This is a genomic window from Clostridium nigeriense (assembly GCF_050585265.1).
Taxonomy (GTDB): Bacteria; Bacillota; Clostridia; order Clostridiales; family Clostridiaceae; genus Clostridium; species Clostridium nigeriense_B.
Genome location: NZ_JBNOOE010000013.1, coordinates 18,955 through 42,179 on the forward strand (window position 1 = coordinate 18,955; position 23,225 = coordinate 42,179).

General features: G+C 28.7%; 26 protein-coding genes, 2 tRNA genes, 1 other RNA gene and 2 pseudogenes. 7 read left to right on the forward strand and 24 right to left on the reverse strand.

All coding sequences use genetic code 11. The features are described from left to right. Window positions 1-71: 71 nt before the first annotated feature. The 16 genes from ACQPVP_RS12135 to ACQPVP_RS12210 form a co-directional block, all read right to left on the reverse strand. Window positions 72-578: a COG2426 family protein gene (locus tag ACQPVP_RS12135; protein ID WP_430850288.1), complete on the reverse strand. Its 507-nt coding sequence runs from the start codon at window positions 576-578 to the stop codon at window positions 72-74. Window positions 579-809: 231 nt separating this feature from the next. After that, window positions 810-2,045: a DUF1015 domain-containing protein gene (locus tag ACQPVP_RS12140; RefSeq protein ID WP_430850290.1), complete on the reverse strand. Its 1,236-nt coding sequence runs from the start codon at window positions 2,043-2,045 to the stop codon at window positions 810-812. Between the two features lie 23 nt (window positions 2,046-2,068). Next, a complete protein-coding gene (locus tag ACQPVP_RS12145; RefSeq protein WP_430850292.1) occupies window positions 2,069-2,974 on the reverse strand; it encodes a D-2-hydroxyacid dehydrogenase in 906 nt (301 codons plus the stop codon). A gap of 96 nt (window positions 2,975-3,070) precedes the next feature. Beyond that, window positions 3,071-4,147, reverse strand: coding sequence for a pyridoxal-phosphate-dependent aminotransferase family protein (locus tag ACQPVP_RS12150; RefSeq protein ID WP_430850294.1), 1,077 nt, complete (start codon window positions 4,145-4,147; stop codon window positions 3,071-3,073). A gap of 220 nt (window positions 4,148-4,367) precedes the next feature. Then, window positions 4,368-4,814 carry a large-conductance mechanosensitive channel protein MscL gene (gene mscL / locus ACQPVP_RS12155; RefSeq protein WP_430850296.1) on the reverse strand — a complete coding sequence of 149 codons (447 nt, stop codon included), beginning with the start codon at window positions 4,812-4,814 and terminating at the stop codon, window positions 4,368-4,370. Between the two features lie 18 nt (window positions 4,815-4,832). After that, complete coding sequence (locus ACQPVP_RS12160) at window positions 4,833-5,000, reverse strand: hypothetical protein (protein WP_430850298.1); 168 nt, start codon at window positions 4,998-5,000, stop codon at window positions 4,833-4,835. A gap of 292 nt (window positions 5,001-5,292) precedes the next feature. Next, complete coding sequence (locus tag ACQPVP_RS12165; RefSeq protein WP_430850300.1) at window positions 5,293-5,541, reverse strand: pro-sigmaK processing inhibitor BofA family protein; 249 nt, start codon at window positions 5,539-5,541, stop codon at window positions 5,293-5,295. Between the two features lie 44 nt (window positions 5,542-5,585). Beyond that, window positions 5,586-5,843, reverse strand: coding sequence for a DUF2508 family protein (locus ACQPVP_RS12170; protein ID WP_430850302.1), 258 nt, complete (start codon window positions 5,841-5,843; stop codon window positions 5,586-5,588). A gap of 75 nt (window positions 5,844-5,918) precedes the next feature. Further along, complete coding sequence (gene cls / locus ACQPVP_RS12175) at window positions 5,919-7,454, reverse strand: cardiolipin synthase (protein ID WP_430850304.1); 1,536 nt, start codon at window positions 7,452-7,454, stop codon at window positions 5,919-5,921. Window positions 7,455-7,469: 15 nt separating this feature from the next. Further along, on the reverse strand, window positions 7,470-8,066 hold the full coding sequence (gene recR / locus ACQPVP_RS12180) for a recombination mediator RecR (RefSeq protein WP_430850306.1): 597 nt from the start codon (window positions 8,064-8,066) through the stop codon (window positions 7,470-7,472). A 68-nt stretch (window positions 8,067-8,134) separates the two neighbouring features. Continuing rightward, entirely contained in the window at window positions 8,135-8,479 is a 345-nt protein-coding gene (locus tag ACQPVP_RS12185) for a YbaB/EbfC family nucleoid-associated protein (protein WP_430841825.1), read from the reverse strand. A gap of 125 nt (window positions 8,480-8,604) precedes the next feature. Then, window positions 8,605-10,224, reverse strand: a complete 1,620-nt coding sequence (gene dnaX / locus ACQPVP_RS12190; protein ID WP_430850308.1) for a DNA polymerase III subunit gamma/tau — start codon at window positions 10,222-10,224, stop codon at window positions 8,605-8,607. A 333-nt stretch (window positions 10,225-10,557) separates the two neighbouring features. Further along, window positions 10,558-11,721: an MFS transporter gene (locus ACQPVP_RS12195; RefSeq protein ID WP_430850310.1), complete on the reverse strand. Its 1,164-nt coding sequence runs from the start codon at window positions 11,719-11,721 to the stop codon at window positions 10,558-10,560. A gap of 93 nt (window positions 11,722-11,814) precedes the next feature. Next, the gene (locus tag ACQPVP_RS12200) at window positions 11,815-11,946 is read right to left on the reverse strand and encodes a hypothetical protein (protein ID WP_430850312.1); all 132 of its coding nucleotides are present in this window, start codon (window positions 11,944-11,946) and stop codon (window positions 11,815-11,817) included. A 358-nt stretch (window positions 11,947-12,304) separates the two neighbouring features. Beyond that, the gene (locus ACQPVP_RS12205) at window positions 12,305-12,643 is read right to left on the reverse strand and encodes an inorganic diphosphatase (protein ID WP_430850314.1); all 339 of its coding nucleotides are present in this window, start codon (window positions 12,641-12,643) and stop codon (window positions 12,305-12,307) included. A 34-nt stretch (window positions 12,644-12,677) separates the two neighbouring features. Then, on the reverse strand, window positions 12,678-13,028 hold the full coding sequence (locus ACQPVP_RS12210; RefSeq protein ID WP_430850316.1) for a hypothetical protein: 351 nt from the start codon (window positions 13,026-13,028) through the stop codon (window positions 12,678-12,680). Window positions 13,029-13,194: 166 nt separating this feature from the next. On the opposite strand from ACQPVP_RS12210, the pseudogene ACQPVP_RS12215 reads away from it, so the two are divergent. The 5 genes and pseudogenes from ACQPVP_RS12215 to ACQPVP_RS12235 form a co-directional block, all read left to right on the forward strand. After that, a pseudogene (locus ACQPVP_RS12215) lies at window positions 13,195-13,683 on the forward strand (thymidylate synthase); the annotation flags it as partial. A gap of 120 nt (window positions 13,684-13,803) precedes the next feature. Beyond that, complete coding sequence (locus ACQPVP_RS12220; RefSeq protein ID WP_430850318.1) at window positions 13,804-14,142, forward strand: GIY-YIG nuclease family protein; 339 nt, start codon at window positions 13,804-13,806, stop codon at window positions 14,140-14,142. Window positions 14,143-14,231: 89 nt separating this feature from the next. Beyond that, window positions 14,232-14,621, forward strand: a complete 390-nt coding sequence (locus ACQPVP_RS12225) for an NUMOD3 domain-containing DNA-binding protein (RefSeq protein ID WP_430850320.1) — start codon at window positions 14,232-14,234, stop codon at window positions 14,619-14,621. A gap of 223 nt (window positions 14,622-14,844) precedes the next feature. Further along, window positions 14,845-15,147, forward strand: a pseudogene (locus tag ACQPVP_RS12230) (thymidylate synthase); the annotation flags it as partial. After that, window positions 15,147-15,638: a dihydrofolate reductase gene (locus ACQPVP_RS12235; RefSeq protein WP_430850321.1), complete on the forward strand. Its 492-nt coding sequence runs from the start codon at window positions 15,147-15,149 to the stop codon at window positions 15,636-15,638. The pseudogene ACQPVP_RS12230 and the gene ACQPVP_RS12235, both read left to right, overlap by 1 nt. Before the next feature lie 157 nt (window positions 15,639-15,795). Here ACQPVP_RS12235 and ffs read toward each other — a convergent pair. From ffs to ACQPVP_RS12270, 7 genes are all read right to left on the reverse strand, one after another. Continuing rightward, window positions 15,796-16,057: signal recognition particle sRNA large type (ffs, locus tag ACQPVP_RS12240), an RNA gene on the reverse strand. Window positions 16,058-16,060: 3 nt separating this feature from the next. Further along, a tRNA-Ser gene (locus tag ACQPVP_RS12245) sits at window positions 16,061-16,150 on the reverse strand. A 149-nt stretch (window positions 16,151-16,299) separates the two neighbouring features. Further along, window positions 16,300-17,070 (reverse strand): prolipoprotein diacylglyceryl transferase, encoded by a 771-nt coding sequence (gene lgt / locus ACQPVP_RS12250; protein WP_430850323.1) that lies wholly within the window; start codon window positions 17,068-17,070, stop codon window positions 16,300-16,302. Between the two features lie 15 nt (window positions 17,071-17,085). Further along, window positions 17,086-17,532, reverse strand: a complete 447-nt coding sequence (locus ACQPVP_RS12255; RefSeq protein ID WP_430850325.1) for a nucleoside deaminase — start codon at window positions 17,530-17,532, stop codon at window positions 17,086-17,088. 203 nt (window positions 17,533-17,735) lie between these two features. Further along, window positions 17,736-18,980, reverse strand: a complete 1,245-nt coding sequence (locus ACQPVP_RS12260) for an HlyC/CorC family transporter (protein ID WP_430850327.1) — start codon at window positions 18,978-18,980, stop codon at window positions 17,736-17,738. 538 nt (window positions 18,981-19,518) lie between these two features. Then, the gene (locus ACQPVP_RS12265) at window positions 19,519-19,674 is read right to left on the reverse strand and encodes a zinc-ribbon domain-containing protein (protein WP_430850329.1); all 156 of its coding nucleotides are present in this window, start codon (window positions 19,672-19,674) and stop codon (window positions 19,519-19,521) included. A gap of 204 nt (window positions 19,675-19,878) precedes the next feature. Then, window positions 19,879-19,953 (reverse strand) — tRNA-Arg (locus ACQPVP_RS12270). A gap of 157 nt (window positions 19,954-20,110) precedes the next feature. Here ACQPVP_RS12270 and ACQPVP_RS12275 point away from each other — a divergent pair. Next, window positions 20,111-20,836 (forward strand): lysophospholipid acyltransferase family protein, encoded by a 726-nt coding sequence (locus ACQPVP_RS12275; RefSeq protein WP_430850331.1) that lies wholly within the window; start codon window positions 20,111-20,113, stop codon window positions 20,834-20,836. Window positions 20,837-20,940: 104 nt separating this feature from the next. Here ACQPVP_RS12275 and ACQPVP_RS12280 read toward each other — a convergent pair whose 3' ends face one another. Next, window positions 20,941-21,447: a methylated-DNA--[protein]-cysteine S-methyltransferase gene (locus ACQPVP_RS12280; protein ID WP_430850333.1), complete on the reverse strand. Its 507-nt coding sequence runs from the start codon at window positions 21,445-21,447 to the stop codon at window positions 20,941-20,943. Window positions 21,448-21,626: 179 nt separating this feature from the next. Between ACQPVP_RS12280 and ACQPVP_RS12285 the strand changes: the two genes are divergently transcribed. Continuing rightward, window positions 21,627-23,201: a DEAD/DEAH box helicase gene (locus ACQPVP_RS12285; protein WP_430850335.1), complete on the forward strand. Its 1,575-nt coding sequence runs from the start codon at window positions 21,627-21,629 to the stop codon at window positions 23,199-23,201. Window positions 23,202-23,225: the final 24 nt, after the last annotated feature.

Consider the following 23,225-nt stretch of genomic DNA (forward strand, 5'->3'; position numbering starts at 1 on the left):
ATTCGACCTGTGTCTTTTCTCCAAATCACTATAAGATAATATATGTTTTTTTATAACTTAAGGTGTATCCTTTAAGCCATTGTTTGAATTACCCATGGAATTCCATAGGATATTATAGTCATTATTACTGTTGCTATTAATAATCCTACAAATATTGCTAAGGATGCCTTCTTAGTTTTAATTCCAAGCAATGCAGCTATAAGTGCACCTGTCCATGCCCCTGTTCCAGGTAAAGGTATTCCAACAAATAATGCAAGTCCCCAAAATTCATATTTTTGAATTTGTTCACTTTTATCCATTGATTTCTTTTCTAACTTTTCAACCATAGGTCTAAATAGCTTAGTTTTTTTCATCCAATTAAATATTGGAGTAATGAAAAATAAAATAAATGGAATGGGAACTATATTTCCTAAAATACATATAACTATAGCATTAATTACTCCAATTCCTAATAAAGAAGCTGCAATTAAGCCACCTCTTAGCTCTAAAATAGGAACCATTGATATTATAAATGCTATAAGTTCCTTTGGCATAAAATTTAATGTACTAGTAAACCAATTAATTAATGAATCTGTCATAATTTACTCCTTATACTATATATTTTAACATTATTTATTTTAAGTCAAATTATTACTCTATATAAGATTACATAATAAATACATAGTATTCAAGTCTATTCTTATGCGGTTTAGTCTTTAAATATAAGAGTTCATTCTATTTTTCAATAAAAAACTCTCTTTCTTGTAAAAAGAAACTCAGATAAACTGAGTTTCCAATAAATTTTATTGTATATTATAAATTTAAATAAACTAGAATTTGTGAATAAATAGTCCACTTCTAGGTTTTGGTTCAAACCAAGTTGATTTTGGTGGCATTATTTTTCCGCTATCTGCAATTGCCATTATATCTTCAATAGTTGTTGGATACATTGAGAAACTAACTTTCATATCTGTTTTAGCTCTTCTTTCAAGTTCATTAAGACCTCTTATACCACCGATAAATTTTATTCTTTTTGATTTTCTAGGATCATCTATTCCTAATATTGGTTTTAGTAAACTGTTTTGAAGTATTGATACATCTAATCTATCCACAGGATCATCTGGATTAAATATTTCATTCTTAGCCTTCAATAAATACCACTGATCTTCTAAGTACATTCCAAAAGTATGTTTTTCCTTTGGCTTAACTTGTTCTTTACTTTCAGTAACTTCAAAGTTTTCCTTTACCTTACTTAAAAAATCATCTTTAGAAAGTCCATTTAAATCCTTCACTGTTCTATTATAATCCAACACTTCTAATTCACTATCTGGATATGATATAGATAAAAAGAAATTGAATTCCTCTTCTCCTGTATAACTTTCTTTTTCTGCCCTTTTTATATGACCAACTTTAACTGCTGAAGCTGATCTATGATGTCCATCTGCTATATATAAATATTTTACTGTCTTAAATAAATTCTGTAACCTATTTACCGTCTCTTCATCATCTATAATCCAGACAGTATGAATTATTCCATCATCAGCTTTGAAATCATATATTGGTTCCTTCTTAATCCATTCATTCACTATATTTGAGATACCCTTATTTTCTCTATAAGTTAGGAAAATAGGACCTGTATGAGCTTCACATTTATAAACGTGATTTATTCTATCAATTTCTTTTTCCTCTCTTGTTAATTCATGCTTTTTAATAATGTTATTAGTATAATCATCTATTGAAGCACAAGCTACAAGCCCTGTTTGACTTCTGCCATTCATAACCTGTCTATAAATATAGTAGTTAGGTTTTGTATCTTCTATATATAATCCATCATCAATCATTTTATCTAAATTTTCTTTTGCCTTTTCATAAACCCTATCATCATATACATCTATTTCTTCTGGCAAATCAACTTCTGCCTTATCTACATGTAAAAATGAATATGGATTATCCTTTACTCTATCCCTAGCTTCATCACTATTCATTACATCATAAGGTAATGCTGCAATTTTTTCTCCAAGTTCTTTTATAGGCCTTATAGCCTTAAAAGGTCTAATTATTGCCATTAATATTCCTCCTATAATTTAGCCTAGCTAAAAAACTCTTTAATTACTGAGACTACTTCATCTCCAATTCTTTCTTGAGCTTCCATAGTTGATGCTCCTATATGAGGTGTACAACTAACTCTTGGATGATTAACTAATGCTTCATTAGTGTTTGGTTCCACTTCAAATACATCAATACCTGCTCCTGCAATCTTACCACTATCTAATGCTTCTAATAAAGCTTCTTCATCTACTACTTTTCCTCTTGCACAATTAATTAAATATGATCCATCCTTAATTAGTTTAAATTCATCTTTTCCTATTAGAGCTCCAGACTTCTTATCATAAGGAACATGGAGAGAAATAAAATTTGAAATAGTCAATAAGTCCTTTAAATCTAAATATTCATACTCTATATCATATACTTTTCCGAAAGCATCATTGTATACAACCTTCATACCTAAAGCTGTAGCTTTTCTAGCTAGTGATTTTCCTATTCTCCCCATTCCTACGATACCTAAAGTCTTGCCCCTAAGTTCTACTCCCTCATATTTTTTCTTATTCCATTCACCATTTCTCATTGTATAGTTAGAAGTTCCTACAAATCTTGCTACTGCAAACATATGAGCTAAAGCAAGTTCAGCAACAGAATCTGAACTAGAATTCGGAGTATTTTTCACTGTAATTCCACATTCCTCTGCTGCTAATACATCTATATTATCTATACCAACCCCTGCTCTAACTATTAATTTTAACCTTCCACCTTTAGCAGACTCAAGTACATCCCTTGTTACCTTAGTTGCTGATCTTATAATTAAAACATCATATTCTTTAAGGGCTTTTCCTAACTCTTGTTTATCATAATGTTTATCTATCACTTCAAAGCCTAATGCTACAAGCTTATTAATAGCTTTCTCTTGCAACCCATCACTTACTAAAATTTTATTCATTTTATACCCCCTATTAAATACATAAATACATTTATTAATGTTATTTATATATTTTCGGCAAATTTATTATCTGCTTATTGCTTAATTTACTTAGTCCTATTCCAAACCTAAAATATCATTTATATTACTTAAAAGTTCTTGAATATCTTCCATTTGACAATCTGCCATATGTGCTATTCTAAATGTCTTATCCTTTAAGCTTCCGTATCCATTAGATATTTGAAACCCTCTCTTACCTAATTCCTTATTTAAAGCTGAAACATCTATACCCCTATTATTCTTTACAGTTGTTAAGGTATTAGATAAGTAATTTTCATCTGGAAATAATTCAAAATACTTTTTAGCCCATTCTCTAACCACCTTAGCCATTTCTAAATGTCTTGCAAATCTATTTTCTAGACCTTCTTTATTTAATATATAGTCTAGTTGATAATCAAGAGCATACATATGTGGTATTGATGGTGTTGATGGATACTGATAATCTTTCTTTTGTATATATTTATATAATGCTAATAAGTCTAGATAAAACCCTCTATTGGGTACTTTTTCTGCTCTTTCTTTTGCCTTATTAGAAAATGTACATACAGCCAATCCAGGAGGTAGCCCTAATGCCTTTTGGCTTGATGTTATACATACGTCTATTCCCCAATTATCAACTTCTATCCTTGTCCCAGCTGCAGAACTTACAGTATCTACTATAAATACTACCTCTGGATATTTCTTAACAACTTCTCCTATTTCCTTAACAGGGTTCATTACACCCGTTGATGTTTCATTATGGGTCACCGCTACTAAATCGTATTTTCCTGTTGCAAGTTCTTTATCAACCATTTCTGGAGATATGGCTTTACCCATTTCTACTTCAAAAATATCAGCAGGAACATTATTATAAACAGCCATTTCATACCATCGTTTTCCAAATGCCCCCACGGAAAATACAGCTGCCCTCTTTACCGTACACGATCTTATGGCTCCTTCCATAAGTCCACTACCTGATGTAGTTGACAATAATATTTCATTTTCAGTGAAAAATAATTTTCTTAGGTTATCGCTTATCCTTCTTTGAATTTCAGAAGCTTCTTTGCTTCTGTGGCCAATCATGGGCTTTGCCAATTGTTCTAATACATCTGACCTAACCTCAACTGGTCCAGGAATAAATAGCTTTTTATGCATGCTCTTTTCCCCCATTATAATTTTTTTTATTTTGCTTATTGCTTATTTTTATTGTTAATTTTACTACTTTTTCATATTTTTAACAACTGTTTTGTCAGTTAGTTTTAATATTATTTAATAATTTACAAATTTATTACCATAAATATTCTTTTGTTAATTAAAATAATATTTTTTACTTTTAGCACTAAAGTACTTTTTATTATTAATTTATGCAAAAGCTTTAAATTTGGCCACTATCATTTTTCTTTAATAAATCTCTAATTTCTGTTAATAATTCTTGTTCTAATGTTAGTTTCGGTTCTTCAACTTCAATCTCTTCTTCCTTAACTTCAGCTTTCTTTCTATTTAATTTAGAAATTACTTTAATAAATATAAATATTGAAAGAGCTATAATTAAAAAATCTACTACATTTTGAATAAAAGCCCCATAATTTAATGTAACCGCATCAGCACCATCTACTCCTGGCTTTAATATATACTTAAGATCTTTAAAATCTACCCCTCCAGTTATAGCTCCAATTGGTGGCATTATTATATCGCTTACTAATGATGATACTATTTTATTAAATGCTCCCCCAATAATAACCCCAATTGCTAAATCTAATACATTTCCCTTTAATGCAAATTCCTTAAATTCATTTATAAACTTTTTTCCTTTTTCACCCATTTATGATTCCTCCTAAAATTAATTATCGAATATTAATATCGATTCTGTTTCTCTACAATATTTAACACATATACATTGTCCTAGATGCCTTGGACATTTATAACATAAACAACCTTTATCATCCCCATTACAAGTCTTTTTATGTTCTGGACAGTAGCTACAATTTACTCCATTTCCTGCTGGCATATTACCCTCTCCTTAAAATAATTTTTAATATAGCTATTTTATCACATTATTTTCAAAATACTAGTAACCACATTTATTCATTTTCATATATTGATTTTATAAGAAGCTTTTCACTCATTAATAAAGAAAGAAACTTCTAACTCCCATCTATATAAACTTTTGGGAACTATTATGTTCCCTCTCTCACAAAAACAAGGAGCTATATAAATTTACTCCATAAAAATGTGGACTATCGTTTCGTTTTAACGATAGTCCACATTAGTAATTTTATACGAAATTTTCTTCATTTAATTTATAAAAATAATTGAAATATTACTAAAAATATAACCCCAGGAACTCCTAAGAACCCAGCAATCAACGCCGTTATCCAATTTATTCCTATTGCAAATCCAAAATAAGTACCCAGTAAGTTTGTACAGTATAATAATACTATTCCTATAACTCCGTTTATTAAAATTTTAAGTGGCCATTTTAATAACTTTATTAATAAATAAAGTAATGCTAGTCCAAATAGTCCATAAAGTGCTAAATTTAAATCCATATAAATCCCCTCCACTTAATTCTATTCATTAGCAAAAAATATTATTATTCTATTCTTCTTAAGTCCCTACTTTTAGCCATACTTATTAAATAATCATATCTTGTTTTTGCAGCATCTTCTGCATGAATCGCTAGCTCAATTAATTTAGGATCACTTACAGAATTAAAGAGAGATCTAGCTACTTCCATCTCTTTAATTGTCTCTTCAATATTAGTCAATAACATAATATCTTCTTCACTATATTCATTCTTGTTTTTATCCATATTTTTCATTAAAAAATCTAAAATAGTATTAATATCCATTTTAATTCCTCCTAAATACTCTTATTAAATTATTATCCATTTTTTAACAAGAATATTCAGAAGAAATGAGATTTTTTATAATAAAGGCGCAAAAACTCTTAATATAGCTGTAATAAATCTATTTAACCACTTAATTTTATGGCAATCTTCAATCGTAATTTCTTGACAAATATTTAATGTCTCTAAAAAGTCTTCTTTTATTTCCATAACCGATTTAGTTTTATATAATAATACACCATTTTCAAAATGTAAATAAAGACTTCTATAATCCATATTTATTGTTCCAACAACACCAATTTTATCATCAGATACGAAAGTTTTTGAATGAATAAAACCTGGCGTATATTCATATATTTTTACACCTGCTTCTATCAATTGAGCATAATACGCCCTAGTTACTAAATGTACATACCATTTATCTTCAATATGAGGAGTTACTATAATAACTTCAACTCCACTTTTTGCAGCTAATGTTAATGCTGTTACTAATTCATTATCCACTATTAAATAAGGAGTATTTATATAAATATAATCTCTTGCCTTATTAATAATATTTAAATAAACATACTCTCCAACAGTTTCATCATCTAAAGGACTATCACCATAAGGCTGAACATAACCATCACTTTCGAAAGGCTTTAAATAATTAACATCTGGTCTATATTTATCATACTCTTCTTTTTCTCCACAATTAAATTTCCAAACCTGAAGAAACATCATAGTAAAATTCCAAACTGCCTCACCCTTTAATATTATAGCTGCGTCTTTCCAATGACCAAATCTAACAATTTTATTAATATATTCATCTGCTAAATTTATACCTCCAGTAAAGGCTGTATGTCCATCAACAATTGTAATTTTTCTATGATCTCTGTTATTCATAACTACAGATAAAAATGGAACAAATGGATTAAACACTACACATTTTATTCCCTTTTGTCTTAATTTTTCATAATATTTATATGGAAGTGTCTGAAGACATCCCATATCATCATATATTAATCTAACATCTACACCTTCTTGTACTTTTTCCTCCAAGATTTCTAAAATACTATCCCACATGACTCCTTCATGAATTATAAAGTACTCCATAAATATATACTTTTTAGCTTTTTTTAATTCCTTTTTAAGCTCTTCAAAGAATTCTTCTCCAGGAGATAAATATCTTGTTGTAGTATTTTTATATATGGGACTTGCTGCATAGTTATTTAAATATTTGACTTGATTGGCAACTGACTTATCATCTTCCTCAATTTCCCTAAAAACATCATTATCTTGTTTTAGATGTTTAGCTGTTTCATTATGAATATTGATCATTCTTCTTCTAAACTTTTTAGTAGTTCTTCTTGAACCAAATATTAAATAAAATAATCCACCAAAAACAGGCACAAGTAAAACTGGTATTATCCATGCCAACTTATAAGATGGGTTATCCTTCGTACTGACTATATATATAGTAGCAAATATACTTATTGCAATAAATAAACCATATAGATATACAAAGGATTCTGATAGCTTCCATATAGTAAATATTAATATTCCAAGTTGTATAAGAATAAGTAAACCTACAATAACCATTCTACTAAATAGAAATTTTAATATCTTAGTCATATATTCACCTTTATTCTATATTTCTTTTCTTCCCTCAAGGGCCTTTGAAAGAGTTACTTCATCAGCATATTCTAAGTCTCCTCCAACAGGAATACCTGATGCTATTCTAGTTACTCTAATATTTAAAGGCTTTAATATTCTTGATATATACATAGCAGTTGCTTCGCCTTCAATATTTGGATTAGTAGCAAGTATTACTTCTTTTACATCAGCACTCATTCTTGCAACTAACTCTCTTATTCTTATATCTTGTGGTCCTCTTCCTTGCATTGGTGATAAATTTCCATGAAGAACATGATAAGTTCCATTGTACTCTTTAACTTTTTCCATTGTCATTATATCCTTTGGTTGTTCAACTACACAAATTACATCCTTATCCCTACTTGGATTAGAACATATTGCACAAGGATCTGAATCTGTAAAGTTTCCACAAATTGAACAATACTTTATAGTACCCCTAGCTTTAACTAAAGCATCTGCAAATTCTCTAACTTCATCTTCAGGAAGATTTAGAACATGTAGAGCTAATCTTTGAGCTGTTTTTTGCCCTATACTTGGTAGCTTGGCAAATTCTTCAATAAGCTTTTCTATAGCAACTGGATAAAAATCCATAAAATCATCCTTTCCGTAAAATAAATATATAAAAAGGCGAAATTAAATTCGCCCTTAGTTTAAATTATTTAAAATAATCCTGGTATGTTCATTCCACCAGTTAATTTTCCCATTTTATTTGCGCTTTCTTCTTCAGCTTTTCTTAAAGCCTCATTTACTGCGCTTAGTACTAAATCTTCTAACATTTCAACATCATCAGCATCTACTACTTCTGGCTTTATATTAATAGAAACAACTTCTTTCTTACCATTTGCCTTTACAACTACGGCTCCGCCACCTACTGAAACCTCAAACTCTTTTGTTTCTAGGTCCTTTTGCATTTGCTCCATTTCCTTTTGAAGTTTTTGCGCTTGCTTCATTAGGTTATTCATATTTCCTCCCCCAAATCCGCCTGGGAATCCTCCTCTTGCCATAAAAACATCCTCCTTTTATAAAAATCTATTCTTTATTATATAGTATTTCTCTTTATTTTACTATATTTAAGCCATTATTAATTTTATTTTTATTATTCTTATTTCTTCTATTATTTATGTAGATATTATTCATCTAAAATATCTACCATATCAGCTCCTAAAGACTCTATTAGCATATCTTCTGTTGACTTGCCATTTCCAGTAGGTTCTTCAACCTCAAATACAACTTTTATATCCTCTCTAAATATTTCTGCCAATACTTCTTGTATAACAGTTCTATTTTCAGGCTTTTCTAATCTATCCTTATTGAACTTAAATTGATCTTCATACTCTATAGTTAAAATTCCATTTTTACATTCAATAGGCTTCCCAGTTACCATAGATGCATAAACTATCATTTTTCTTCTAGCCTTAAATCTTTCTAAAATATCCTTCCACGATCTTTGAATATCTTCTAAAGTTACTTTAGAATTTTCATTACCACTAATATTATGACTTATAGTTTTCTTAACTTCCTTTTTAACTTCTCTATTAATACCTTCCATTTTAGAAGCTGTACTTTCACCAGCTGTCACACTTACAACCTTAAGACTACCATTTTTTAGACCTTCTTCAAGTTTATTAATCCTACTTAAAATAACCTCATTAGAAGTATCATATTCTATTTTACACATTTTAATAATAGATAGTTCCAAATATAATCTTGCTTGTTTACTTAATTTTGCATTTCCTTCAGCCTCTTGAAGTATTCTAATACATCTCATAACTTCTTCTGCTCTTACTTTTGATGCCTGGTCCTTAATTAAAGAAATATTTTCTTCAGACATATCTAATACTTCTTCAGGATTGTTAGTAACCTTAGCCATAAGAATATTTCTATAATGACTGATTAAATCCTTAATAAAAAGATACAAGTCTTTTCCCGCATATACTACTTCATCTATTATTCCTATACACTTTTCAACATTTCTTTGAATAACTGAATTAGTTAAATTAAATAAATGGTCATTAGTAACAAGCCCAAGCATATTTACAAGAACATCATATTCTACCGCTCCATTTCCCATAGATATTGCTTGATCTAATATGCTTAAAGCATCTCTCATGGCTCCATCAGAAACTCTTGCTATTAGATTTAAGCTTTTATCATCTGCCAATGCATTTTGTTCATTAACTATTTTTCTAAGTCTAGCTGTGATTTCATTATTATTTATTCTTTTAAAATCAAACCTTTGACATCTTGAAAGAATAGTGATTGGTAGCTTTTGTGGATCTGTTGTTGCCAGAATAAATATTACGTTCTTTGGTGGCTCTTCTAAGGTCTTTAAAAATGCATTAACAGCTCCTGTAGATAGCATATGAACTTCGTCCATAATATAAACCTTAAATCTACCTTCTTGAGGAGGATATTTAACATCATCTATAATATCTCTAATTTTATCAACACCATTATTAGAAGCAGCATCAAGTTCTGTAACATCTATAGCTAAACCTTCATTTATCTTTTGGCACATTTCACATTTATTACAAGGCTCACCATCCTGCAAATCAAGACAATTTAATGCCTTAGCAAAAACCTTAGCCGTAGTAGTCTTACCAGTTCCTCTTGTACCACAGAAAAGATATGCATGAGCTATTCTATCATTTAATATTTGATTCTTAACTGTAGTCGTTATATGTTCTTGACCAACAATATCATAGAAATTTTGTGGTCTCCATTCTCTATATAAAGCTGTATATCCCATAAAATCATTCCTTATTTTAATTATTTACTTATATTATAGACTAAAGATGAAAATTAATGAAGTTTGAAAGTTTTAATTTTAAATCCTTCATTTTATTTTTTTCATCATGCAAGTGCAATAATAAAATCCTGCATATTAATTTCACTTATAATATCCTTATATCAAAATATATAAATATTTCAATTATTCTTTGTTAAATTTTAAACATATACGTTTTCATTTAATATTTTTCCCTAAAAATTTATATAAACACCTTTTACTTGAAAATAAATAAACCTCTCAAATAATCAAAAAGAACCCAGAATAAACCTGAGTTCTTTTATATTTTTCATATTATTTTTTTCTTATGTTAACTATCTCAATAGTGGTAATTACCATACCTATAACCCCAACAATTTTAAATGAAACATCTAATGAAAATGCATCTCCCACTAACCCACATATAGGAAAGAGTATTATCATCATTAAAGAATAAAACATACTTTCAACTGAAATTATAGTTGCTCTTTGATTTGATTCAACCATAGAATTTATCAGTTCACTACTTATAGGTTGAAGTATAGCAGTTAAAAATCCTATAGCTAAAAAAATCACTATCACTAATTCTTTATTTAAATATCCCATCAATACTAGAAGCATACTAATTAACATAGATATTATTAACCAACCCCAACTATTAAATCTCTTATATATTTTATTACTTAAAATCGCTCCTAAAGATGAAAGTATTCCATTAAATAAAAATATTATAGAAATACTAACTCTAGAATAGCCCATATCACTTAAGAATTGTTGCCCATAAAAATATATTACAGCTGAAAAAGTATATATAATAGGAAAAAATACTAATATATTAAGAAGCTTTTTGTTCTCCCTAAGTATATTTATAGAAGTTTTAAAATGCTCTCTCACCCTAACTTTCTTTTGATTTTTATCTCTAAAATCTACTTCAATAAAATTAAGAGATATAGTTAACGAGAATACACCAATAATAATGGCAACAATATAACTAATGGAGAAATTTATTTGTGAAAGAAGTCCACCTATAAATACAGCTAACCCCTGAGAAACTTCTATTATTAAATTTAATCTACCATTAATGTTTAAATACTCATCTTCTCTATTTAAAATCTTAAGAGTATCATAAACCAAAGCTTCTTCAGAACCTGAATTTAAATTATATCCCCAAGCAGATAATACAAATCCAATTGCAAAACCAATAAATGAATTAGAAAATAGCATAATAATTGCAGATAGTACGGATGTTATCCTTCCAATTATCATTGATTTTCTTCTACCAAATAAATCTGCCAAAGCTCCTGTTGGTATTTCTGATAAAAATCCAGTTATATGAAATATCCCTTCAAGCAAGCCTATTTCAGCTAAACTCATCCCCTTATAACCTAAATATAAAACCCAAATTGCGGATGTTATATCAAAGGATGAAAAAAATCTATATAAATAATCATTTTTAATATTCTTTTTTATCTTATTCATTAAAATCAACTCCAACTATTTTTTACATTTTTGGATATAATAAAAGACCCATTTGCAATAAAATGGGCCTAATTGGAGTTACTATATTGCAAGTTAAGAAATAGATTCTTGCAAATTTTCCTTAAAAAAGGTTATAGTAATCCAATTTTCAAAAATTGTTGCTGTTTTTGATTGTGAACTACTAGATAAAATTTCATACTTAATCTTTCTTGCAGAAAATTCCACAGTTCTACTTCTCCCTTCTTTTCCAAAATAATCTATATTAATAATATAATATTTTAATAAAGTTTGCAAGTTTTTTAAAAAATATAGAGGGAGAAACATGGTATTTTATACTATATGTATTTTCCAGAATTTTTAGACTATTATTTTACAAAATACACCATATAATCATCATTAAAATATTTATTATCTAATTTTATTACATTTTATTCTTTCTAATAGATTTTGAATCTCATTGAGGTATATAAATTTTCAGCTTTTATATTACCACTAATAATCCTCAAATTTATTTGTTGTAAATCTTAAATTAATTTATATATATTAGACATCAATTCTATCCCCTCATTCTCCTATTAAGAATTTAGTCATCATGTATTGTTATAAAGAATATAAAAAATCTTTCTTGAAATTCTACTAATGCCTGTATTTGCAACTTATTATATTTGTTTATATCTTTACAAACTACTAATTTATCTTCGTCATCATCTTCTCTTTTTATTATTGCCACAACAAATCCAGAAAACTTTTCCAAAGGTTCAAATTCACCTACTATATATGCATCTATCTCTTCACCATCACCAGAAATAGTTCCAGGAATATATCCATAATTAATAGGATAAAAGAACCCATGAGATGGATGTTTTGATCCTAATGGTCTATCTACAATAACCTCTACAAACTTCCCCAAATATTCTTTCATATAAAGCCTCCTTATTTAATGAATATTTATAACACTACATTTTAAAGTTTGATTCTTCAACCCATTTATCTAATGCATTCTTACTAAATCTTACATCTCCATTAATATCTATATATGGTATTTTAGATTCTTCATTATTCATAATTTGCATTAAAATTTCCTCTGATATCCCTAAATACACCGATGCAGTATATCTATTCATGATACTGTTATTAGCTTCATCATTTATAAAAATATCTCTATTAATATTATTCAACCCTTGCGAAATTCCATTTGATATATTCATTCCATTATTATCAATAGCCATTGAAATATTAGATGATGCAATAATAATAGATATCGCTAAAGCAAAAATAGACATTGGTAAAAATTTATCCTTTGCCATTGATTCTCCCCCTTAAAATTTTTCTAATATATTTACACTTAGATAATATTATACCATATAATGTAATTTTAACCAATTTGATACTGTCTGCTTTTTTTAAACTTTTTACTATTTAATTAATTTTTATAGTACAATAGTCTTAATTAAAAATAAGGAGGGATATAATTTGAGTTTATATGATAAGAAATATTTATCTATTGTTAAAGATATCTTAGATAATGGATATTATGATAACAACAGAACTGGAATGCCTACATACAAGCTTCCTCATCAAATTATGCAGTTTAATTTACAAAAAGAATTCCCCATCTTAACTACTAAGAAGGTTGCATTTAAAACTGCTGTAAAGGAAATGCTATGGATATATAGGGATCAATCAAATGATGTTACTAAGCTTCAAGAACAAAATGTTCATATTTGGGACGAATGGGTTGATGAAAATAATACTATAGGTAAAGCTTATGGATATCAAATAGCTAAATTCAATCAAATTGATAAGCTTATTGAAACTTTAAAAAATAACCCACAAGACAGAAGAATGATTATGTCCATGTGGAATATTGAAGATCTACCTGAAATGACATTACAACCTTGTTGCTACCAAACTCTATGGGACGTAAATGACGGCTATCTAAACTGTATGTTAATCCAGCGTTTGAATGAGCGCCACTAGGTAGTGATATTTAGTGCAAACCCTGTTAAACGGGGAAAATCCTAAATCTAGGATAATCCCGTGCTAAGATTTATATATCATTATATGAAAGTAGGGTTATAGATGAAAAAAATTATAGGTATTTATATTATTAAAAATAAAATAACTAATAAGTTCTATGTTGGTCATTCCGTAGATATTAATAACCGATTTAGATCTCATAAAAGTTATTTAAAAAGAGGTATTCATCATTGTTTATATCTTCAACGTTCATGGAATAAATATGGTGAAGATAACTTTGAATTTATAATAATAAAACCCTGTAAATTCGAAAAAGAAAGTATTACCTTAGAACAATATTATATAGATAATTTTAAATCTCATATATATAATACAGGCGATTCAGCTTACTTTGGAGGAGATTTATTATCTAATAATCCTAATAAAACTAAAATAATTTAAAAAAGAGTTGCTACACAAAAACAAAATCTAACAAAGATGAGTAAATCCGAACGTATAGAGAAATTTTCCCGTAAAGGAGTAAAAATGGAATGTACGGTAAAACACACTATATCTATGTAAAAAATATAATATCCTCTAAAAACAAAGGAAATATTCCTATAAATAAAGGAAAAACTCTTGAAGAGATTGTCGGATATGAAAGAGCTAAAAAAATAAAAGAAAGTTTGTCTAGTTTAGCTAAAAATAGAATAGGCCCTAAAAACTCATTTTACGGAAAGCATCATAGTGAAGATACTAAGTTAAAGTTAAAAAACGCTATGTTAGGTAGGAAACCAGCTAATTCAAAGAATGTTAGAATTGATGATATAATATATGAAAGTCTAACTGATGCATCTAGACATTTAAATGTAGTACCAGCAACTATACTTTATAGGATAAAATCTAAAAATTATCCTACATACGAATATTATGATATATAAGTAATGCCTAACGACTATCGAAAGCATATTTGATATAAATATAAGCAAGTAGAGTACCCCTCAAGCTATAGGAGGTCACTTTGACAGGTGAGGTAACGGGAAAAGCAGGGAATCTAATAAATAATACTTATTAGATTATGATATAGTCTTTTCTATATAGTGATATATAGCGGTTTCATCTATTGAAACGGATAAGATTTAGCGAATCTTATTGAAAACTTAGTCAGGAGACATACCACTAGGAGTTCCTTTTAATACATCTCAATATGCAGTATTGGTGCATTTAATAGCGCAAGTAACTAATTTGAAACCAGGATTATTTACTCATGTTATAAATAACGCGCATATATATAAAAATCAAGTTGAAGGAATGAAACTTCAACTTACTAGATCTAATGAAGATTATGATGCACCTAAGCTGTGGATAAATCCAGAAATCACTAACTTCTATGATTTCACAGTAGATGATATTAAGCTTATAGACTATAAGCACCATGATCCAATTAAAATGGAGGTAAGTGTATAATGCTATCAATTATAGTGGCTAAAGCTAGTAATGATGTAATTGGTGGTGACAATAAGCTTTTATGGCATATATCTGAGGATTTAAAGAGATTTAAGAGCATAACATCAGGTCATACAATAATTATGGGAAGAAAGACCTTTGAGTCATTACCTAAGGTATTACCTAATAGACATCATATTGTAATTACTAGAGATAAGAATTTTAAAGTAGATTCTGAAGATGTAACTATTATTAATGATATATCTGATGTAATATCTAAATTTAAGGATACATATGAGGAAGCCTTTATAATTGGCGGTGGAGAAATTTATAAGACTCTTATGCCTTATACTAAAAAACTTTATTTAACTAGAATTTATAAAGATTTTCATGGAGATACTATATTTCCTGAAATTAACCTTGATGATTGGATTATTGATAACCAATCTGAAATTTTAATAAATGAATCTAACAATCTAAAATTTGATTTTATTAATTTAATTAAAAAATAGAAAACGAGGGTAATCCATAAAGGAATGCCCTCGCTTTCTTTGTCCTATTGTATGTTAATCCTATTGAAGAGTAACCTATAATTAATTGTAATTATAATTCTAATTTCATATTTACATTAAAAAAACCCTTCTTTTCTAGAAAGGCCTAAAAATTAAACCGTGCACCTAGCTTCGACAGTAATCTATAGACGTTACTATGTAGTTAGCTCTGACAAGATTTATCCATATCACACGCAGTAATCACTTATCGCTGCTTCCTTCCGGACCTGACGAGGTTCATGCACTTACGTCGTATGGGACCTTGCCATCAACACCACTTGCATAGGCAGGCTCTACAGATTAAAGCCTAGACTAGGAATTCAATCCTGCTATAGCGGATTGCAGGTTACAGGGCACCGCTAACTCCCCATCTAGCACGGCCATGGCGGAGAGAAGGGGATTTGAACCCCTGATAGAGTTTCCCCTATACACGCTTTCCAGGCGTGCTCCTTCGACCACTCGGACATCTCTCCATAATATGAAATTTCCTATTCACATATGTTCATAGGAGTATGTTCAACTAATAAAATAATATTTATTTAATTTGAACTACTGCTATATATTATCATATACAACTAGATATTGCAACATTTAAAACTATGGGAGTATTTTCACTCCCATCCTATATAGTATCCTTATTGGCTTTATTTATCCATACAATTAATATTATTCCTAGTATAATCCCTAATAAACTTACTATTTGAGCAGTTCTTAAGCCCATAAACATTAAGCTATCAGTTCTTAAACCTTCTATAAAGAATCTACCTACAGAATATAAAATCATATATCCAGCAAGAACAACTCCATCCTTAGACTTCTTCTTTCTTAGAAGAATATAAACTAGAATTATACAAACTAGGATGTCCCATATAGATTCATATAAAAATGTAGGATGATAATAGGTTCCCTTTATTAACATTCCTTGCTGTATAAATTCTGGAAACTTACTTATAAATTGTTGAGATACTGGTCCACCATGAGCCTCTTGATTCATAAAGTTTCCCCATCTACCTATTCCTTGTGCTAAAATTACACCAGGCATTATAACATCTACATATTTTAAAAAGTTAACTTTTCTATACTTTCCAAAAATATACCCCGATATCAAAGCTGCTATAACTCCACCATGAATGGCCATACCACCATTTCTTATATTTATTACATCCATAAAAGAATTATAATTTTGGTATTCAAAAGCCACATAATAAAGTCTTGCTCCTACTATTGAAATTGGGAAAGTAATTAAAAAAGCATCTATTATTGTATCGTAGTTAAGATCTTTCTTTTTAGCTAAAATGTATATTAATAGCATAGCAGCTAAAACACCCATTGATATTATTATTCCATACCATCTAATTTCTAAGCCAAAAACTTCAAAAGCCACTGGATTCATTCAATTTCCTCCTCTTCAATTTTTCTTGCTTCTCTTATTTTCAAAAAATGATGTTAATAAGTCGCTGCATTTTTGATTATAACACCATTTTACATCAACTTTCCAATTAAAGATATCATAATCTAATAAATTAATAGTAGACCCACAAGCTCCCATATCCTTATTAAATGTCCCAATAAATAATTTAGATATTCTACTTTGAGCAATGGCAGCTGCACACATAGGGCAAGGCTCTAATGTTACATACATATGACATCCTGAAAGTCTCCAATTATTTAATTTTCTACTAGCTTCTTCTATTGCCAATATCTCGGCATGAGCAGTAGTTAACTTCTTTTCTTCTTTTAAGTTATGTTGACTTGATATTATCTCTCCATCCTTAACTATTATTGCACCAACTGGTACTTCTCCCTTATTATAAGCCTTCCAAGCTTCTTCTATTGCAATATTCATATATTCCATATAAATGTCACCCTAATTTAAAAATTCATAAAAGAATTTAGAAAACAAAAATCTAAATCCATTTATGCTATATAGACTATTATACATTAAATTTACAAATAAATATTGTATAATTAATTTTAATTAATGTTTTATACAAAAAATATCATACTACTTTAACTGAAAATTAACTCCAATAAAATAATATGATATTCCATAATGATTTAGGTAAATATTCTTACCTTTTTAATTCTATTCTTATCAATTTCTTCAACAACAAATCTAACACTATTAACCTTAACTTCTTCGTTTTGATCTGGGAATCTACCCAGTTCACCAATGACTAATCCACCTATGGAGTCAAATTCTTCTGATTCCATAATAACTCCTATTAAGTCTCCTATATGATCTAATCTTGCACTACCATCAACAATATACTCATCTTCCTTAACTACTATAATGTCATTATCCTTTTCATCATCATATTCGTCCTCAATCTCACCCACTACTTCTTCAATTAAGTCCTCAATAGTGACTATACCAACATTTCCTCCATATTCATCTAATACTACTGCCATGTGATTTCTTGTTTTTTTCATTTCTTTAAACAATTCAGTTATCTTTTTAAACTCAAAAGTATAATAAGGCTCTCTCATATAATCTGATACTTTAAAGTCTTCTTTACTCTGAGATGCTATTATTAAATCTTTGACATTAAGTATTCCTATAACATCATCTATATTCTGATTATAAACTGGTATTCTTGAAAATTGTTCAGCTTTAATTATATTTATAACTTCATCATAGGTAAAATTAATATCTACAGCAACTACATCTACTCTCTGAACCATAACATCCTTTACCTGAGCATCTGCAAACTCAAAAACGTTAAAAATCATTTCCTTTTCAACATCTTCAAGAACCCCCTCTTCTTCACTAACTCCAACCATTGTCTTTAATTCTTCTTCAGTAATAAATGGTTCAGTCGCTTTTGGATCTCCTCCTAAAACCCTTATAAATATACTAGATATAACTGTAAATATTGCTATAAACGGTCTAAACAACTTAACTACTATATTTATAGGCTTACTAACCTTTAATGCAACCACTTCTGACCTTTGCTTAGCTATAGATTTTGGAGTTATTTCTCCAAATATAAGAACTAAAATAGTCATTACTATAGTAACTAGTCCTACAGCACTTTCCCCCATAGTCTTCACAGCAATTGACGTTGCAAGAGATGACGCTCCTATGTTCACAATATTATTACCTATTAATATAGCTCCTAATAACTTGCTGGGGTCTTCAGATAGCTTTTCAACTAACTTTGCTCCCTTAATCCCCTCATCAACCATATGTCTTATTCTAATTTTACTAAGAGCCATTAGGGCTGTTTCTGACATAGAGAAAAACCCTGACATAAATAATAATATTACTAACAATATTATTTGCCACGTGTAACTTCCCAAAACAATTCACACTCCTAAACCAAAAATTTCTACTTACTATTATGATATATAATAATTTTAAAATGTTAAATGTAATAAAAATCAAATAATTCAATCTATCATATTCTATGCAAATTCATATTTATTAACTACATAGTTATATATTTTCCTAGTTTTAATATTTTCCTTTTAAAAATTATTTTAATAAACTTGTTAATTTTAATGAAACACTATTATTTTTAGCATAAGTCGTAAAAATTATATAAATTATTTCTAAATCCTAAGCAATTTTATAAAAAATTATTATATGGTGCCCTCCATATAACTTACTAAAACAAAAAATACCTAACAAATAACTTGCTAGGTATTCTCAAAATTATGGTAAGTAGCTTTTAAAAGGATGCTACTATGAACCTTTTCTCTTTATTTATTAAAAAAATATCATAAAGATATTTATAAATTCACTTTATTTTCCTCTTTCTAAGTCCTATATACTATTTTAATATTTCCAATAAAAAGGAGCTCTAAGGTATACTTAAAGCTCTCAAATCAAACAAAATTATCTTCTATTTTGTTGTTGCTTTCTAGCTCTTCTACAAGATATGCATCTTGTTGGCTCGTTATCGAATCCTTTTTCTTTGTAGAATTCTTGTTCTCCTACTGAAAATATGAATTCACTTCCGCAATCTTTGCATACAATTGTCTTATCTGTCATAAATATTCCTCCTAAAATTAAAGATTCTAAATTGATAATAATCTCTAATTTTTGAGAAATTATTTATCTAAATGAAACTTATTTAAATTAGCTTTGCGCTATTTATCTATAATATCATACTATAATACTTATTACAATAGTTTTTATAAAATAAATTTTAAAAAAGCTCTCAATCCTATTAAAATAAGTCTTGAGAGCTTTTACTGGTACCCCCAACAGGGATCGAACCTGTATCTGTCCCTTAGGAGGGGACTGTTCTATCCATTGAACTATGAAGGCATAAGTACCAAATAATTGTATAATAACATTTCCCATCTGTCAATATTGCCCATAGAATTTAAGAATATACAATATTTAATTAACTTTTCTATGTCCTTACTTTGTTATATACTTTATTTATGGACTTATTTTAAATTATTGAAAGGATATGATTTGAATGATTAGATCTATTGTTTGGTATATAGTATTTTTTAGTACTCTTATTATAAGTATTCCTGCTATGATAAGAACTAAAATGCTAACTAAAAAAGGATTAGAAGAAAAAAGAGATAAACTTGTTTATAAAGTTACTAAAACTTGGGCAAGTATATTACTAAAGGTTGCTGGTGTTAAGGTAACAGTTCACGGTTTAGAAAATATACCTAAAGATACAAATGTTTTGTATATAGGAAACCACCAAGGTAACTTTGATATTCCAATATACATGAGTCAAATTCCTGGATTAAAAGGATTTGTATCTAAAATTGAAGTAAAAAAAATTCCTGGAGTTCGTACTTGGATGGAATATATGTATTGTGTATTTATGGATAGAAGTAGTATAAGAAAATCTGGTGAAGCTATTATAGAAGGTATTAAAATACTAAAGAAAGGTCATTCTATAGTTATTTTCCCTGAAGGTACTAGAAGTAGAGGGGATAAAATGGGAGAATTTAAAGCAGGAAGCTTTAAGCTTGCAACCAAAGCAAAGGTTCCTATAATCCCAGTAACCATGAGTGGATCTTATAAAATTATGGAGTCTAATAAAAAGAAATGGATAGTTAAACCTGCTCAAGTTGATTTATATATTCATCCTGCTGTTGAAACTTCTAACTTATCTAAAGAAGATCAAGATGTACTTCCTAAGAAGGTTTATGAAATAATCCAAGGCAAACTCCCAAATTAAATAAATAACACTACGTTATATATAAATAAATTTATTTTTAAAACTCCTAAGGGAGTTTTTTTTCTTTAGTTTTATATTATTTCATAGAACCATTAACCTTTCCTTTATTGTTCCTCTATAATTCTTTCTAACTCAATTAACTTTTCTTGAATATCAGTATGGTTTCCAGCATACCCTAATAACTTTTGACTTTTCCCAATTACTCTATGGCACGGAATTATTATAGGTATGGGATTTGATTTATTTGCTTGCCCTATTGCTCTAACTGCTTTTTCATTTCCTATTGCCTTAGCAATCTGACTATAACTTCTTAACTCACCATAAGGAATCTTTAATAATTCATTCCAAACTTTTTTTCTAAACTTAGTTCCGTCGATATCTAAAACTAAGTCAAACTTTTTTCTTCTACCAGAAAAATACTCATTTATTTGACTTACTTCAACTCTACATTTTTCCTCACTTTCAATTAGTTTATATTTATTTTGAAGTTTAAGCCAATTATCCTCAATAATTTCTATACTTCTTAATCCTTTTTCACTTTTAATAATATAAATAAGTCCAATGATAGTATTTAGTTTATAAAAATATAATTTTTCTTTATTATCTTTCATTATTTACCTCCTTAAAAGGTTTACTTTTTGTTTTTTCGACATTTCTTATAAATTTAATTATTTTATAAGAAATAATACGAGCATATTTTCTAATTATAGTGTATACTAAATTAGTTAACAAAAAAATGATGATTATGATAATTATAAATTATTTTAGATAAATAGAAAGAGGATTTTAGATGAATGAAATTAAATTTAGTAACTTAGGGCTTAAGGATACCCTTTTAAAATCAATTAATGATTTAGGTTTTGAAGAGCCATCACAAATACAAGCAGAAGCAATACCTGTAGCAATCCAAGGATATGACCTTATAGGGCAAGCTCAAACTGGAACTGGTAAGACTGCTGCTTTTGGATGTGGTATCATTAATAATATTACAAAAAAGGATGGCCTTAGCGCTATAATCTTAGCTCCGACTAGAGAATTAGCTATACAGGTTAATGATGAGCTTAAGAGATTGTCTAAATATGACGACTTAACAATTCTTCCTATATATGGTGGAGATCCAATAAACAATCAAATAAGAAATTTAAAAAGAAATGTAAATATAGTTGTTGGTACCCCTGGTAGAATATTAGACCATATAAAAAGAGGAACTATAAAGTTAGATACTGTTAGGTTCTTAGTATTAGATGAAGCTGATGAAATGTTAAATATGGGCTTTATAGATGACTTAGAAGACATAATTAAGCAACTTCCAAAAGATAGGCAAACATTACTATTCTCAGCAACAATGCCTGACCAAATAAAAAAATTAGCAAGAAGATATATGAAACCAGATGCTAAACATATAGCAATAAAGAAAACTTCAATGACAGTTTCTAAGATTAGTCAAAGTTTTTTTGAGGTATCACATAAAACTAGATTTGAAGCACTTTGTAGAGTATTAGATTTTGATACTCCATCATCTGCAATTATATTCTGCAGAACTAAAAAAGGCGTTGATGAATTAGTTGAAGGAATGCAATCTAGAGGATATGTTGTTGAAGGAATGCACGGAGACATGTCTCAAGCTCATAGATTAAGAACTTTAAAGAAATTTAAAGAAGGTTCGTTAAACTTCTTAATTGCAACAGATGTTGCTGCAAGAGGAATAGATGTAGAAGGAATAACTCATGTTATAAACTACGATTTACCTCAAGATGTTGAAAGCTACGTTCATAGAATAGGTAGAACAGGTAGAGCAAATAGAGAGGGTACGGCTTACTCTTTAGTTTCTCCAAAAGAATATTCTATGCTTAAGCAAATTAAATCAGTAACTAAGAGTGATATTTCTAGAAAGCCTATCCCAACAGTTAATGATATATTTAGCAGTAAGTCAGACTCTATATTAGAGGATGTTGCAAATACTATTAATGATTCAGATCACTCAAGATTTATTCCAATAGCTAAAGAGTTAAGTGAAAAATTTGATAATATTGAAATTATTGCAGCTCTAATTAAAAGTAAATTTAATAGTGATTTACTTGAAACTTATTCAAACAATGTTCTAGAAGCTCCAAAATCAGAGGATATACGTTTATTCTTATCTGTAGGTAGAAGAGATGGTATCACACCTAAATCTTTAGTTAGCTTTATAAAAGAAACTGCTAGAATTAGACCAACATCTATAGGAGATATAGATATATTAGAAAACTTTTCTTTTGTAAACATCTCTCCAGATGTTAAAGACAAAGTTATTGATAAGTGTATGGGACGTAAACTTAATAAGAGAAAAGTTAATATAGAAATAGCAAATAGAAAAAGAAAGTAGTCTAATTATTCTATAAAACTTTAC

Bases quoted from the DNA above. Each gene is read 5' to 3' on its own strand.
- ACQPVP_RS12135 (WP_430850288.1), bottom strand. From the start codon at position 578: ATGACAGATTCATTAATTAATTGGTTTACTAGTACATTAAATTTTATG.
- ACQPVP_RS12140 (WP_430850290.1), bottom strand. From the start codon at position 2,045: ATGGCAATAATTAGACCTTTTAAGGCTATAAGGCCTATAAAAGAACTT.
- ACQPVP_RS12145 (WP_430850292.1), bottom strand. From the start codon at position 2,974: ATGAATAAAATTTTAGTAAGTGATGGGTTGCAAGAGAAAGCTATTAAT.
- ACQPVP_RS12150 (WP_430850294.1), bottom strand. From the start codon at position 4,147: ATGCATAAAAAGCTATTTATTCCTGGACCAGTTGAGGTTAGGTCAGAT.
- mscL (WP_430850296.1), bottom strand. From the start codon at position 4,814: ATGGGTGAAAAAGGAAAAAAGTTTATAAATGAATTTAAGGAATTTGCA.
- ACQPVP_RS12160 (WP_430850298.1), bottom strand. From the start codon at position 5,000: ATGCCAGCAGGAAATGGAGTAAATTGTAGCTACTGTCCAGAACATAAA.
- ACQPVP_RS12165 (WP_430850300.1), bottom strand. From the start codon at position 5,541: ATGGATTTAAATTTAGCACTTTATGGACTATTTGGACTAGCATTACTT.
- ACQPVP_RS12170 (WP_430850302.1), bottom strand. From the start codon at position 5,843: ATGGATATTAATACTATTTTAGATTTTTTAATGAAAAATATGGATAAA.
- cls (WP_430850304.1), bottom strand. From the start codon at position 7,454: ATGACTAAGATATTAAAATTTCTATTTAGTAGAATGGTTATTGTAGGT.
- recR (WP_430850306.1), bottom strand. From the start codon at position 8,066: ATGGATTTTTATCCAGTTGCTATAGAAAAGCTTATTGAAGAATTTGCC.
- ACQPVP_RS12185 (WP_430841825.1), bottom strand. From the start codon at position 8,479: ATGGCAAGAGGAGGATTCCCAGGCGGATTTGGGGGAGGAAATATGAAT.
- dnaX (WP_430850308.1), bottom strand. From the start codon at position 10,224: ATGGGATATACAGCTTTATATAGAGAATGGAGACCACAAAATTTCTAT.
- ACQPVP_RS12195 (WP_430850310.1), bottom strand. From the start codon at position 11,721: ATGAATAAGATAAAAAAGAATATTAAAAATGATTATTTATATAGATTT.
- ACQPVP_RS12205 (WP_430850314.1), bottom strand. From the start codon at position 12,643: ATGAAAGAATATTTGGGGAAGTTTGTAGAGGTTATTGTAGATAGACCA.
- ACQPVP_RS12210 (WP_430850316.1), bottom strand. From the start codon at position 13,028: ATGGCAAAGGATAAATTTTTACCAATGTCTATTTTTGCTTTAGCGATA.
- ACQPVP_RS12220 (WP_430850318.1), top strand. From the start codon at position 13,804: ATGAAAAAAATTATAGGTATTTATATTATTAAAAATAAAATAACTAAT.
- ACQPVP_RS12225 (WP_430850320.1), top strand. From the start codon at position 14,232: ATGTACGGTAAAACACACTATATCTATGTAAAAAATATAATATCCTCT.
- ACQPVP_RS12235 (WP_430850321.1), top strand. From the start codon at position 15,147: ATGCTATCAATTATAGTGGCTAAAGCTAGTAATGATGTAATTGGTGGT.
- lgt (WP_430850323.1), bottom strand. From the start codon at position 17,070: ATGAATCCAGTGGCTTTTGAAGTTTTTGGCTTAGAAATTAGATGGTAT.
- ACQPVP_RS12255 (WP_430850325.1), bottom strand. From the start codon at position 17,532: ATGGAATATATGAATATTGCAATAGAAGAAGCTTGGAAGGCTTATAAT.
- ACQPVP_RS12265 (WP_430850329.1), bottom strand. From the start codon at position 19,674: ATGACAGATAAGACAATTGTATGCAAAGATTGCGGAAGTGAATTCATA.
- ACQPVP_RS12275 (WP_430850331.1), top strand. From the start codon at position 20,111: ATGATTAGATCTATTGTTTGGTATATAGTATTTTTTAGTACTCTTATT.
- ACQPVP_RS12280 (WP_430850333.1), bottom strand. From the start codon at position 21,447: ATGAAAGATAATAAAGAAAAATTATATTTTTATAAACTAAATACTATC.
- ACQPVP_RS12285 (WP_430850335.1), top strand. From the start codon at position 21,627: ATGAATGAAATTAAATTTAGTAACTTAGGGCTTAAGGATACCCTTTTA.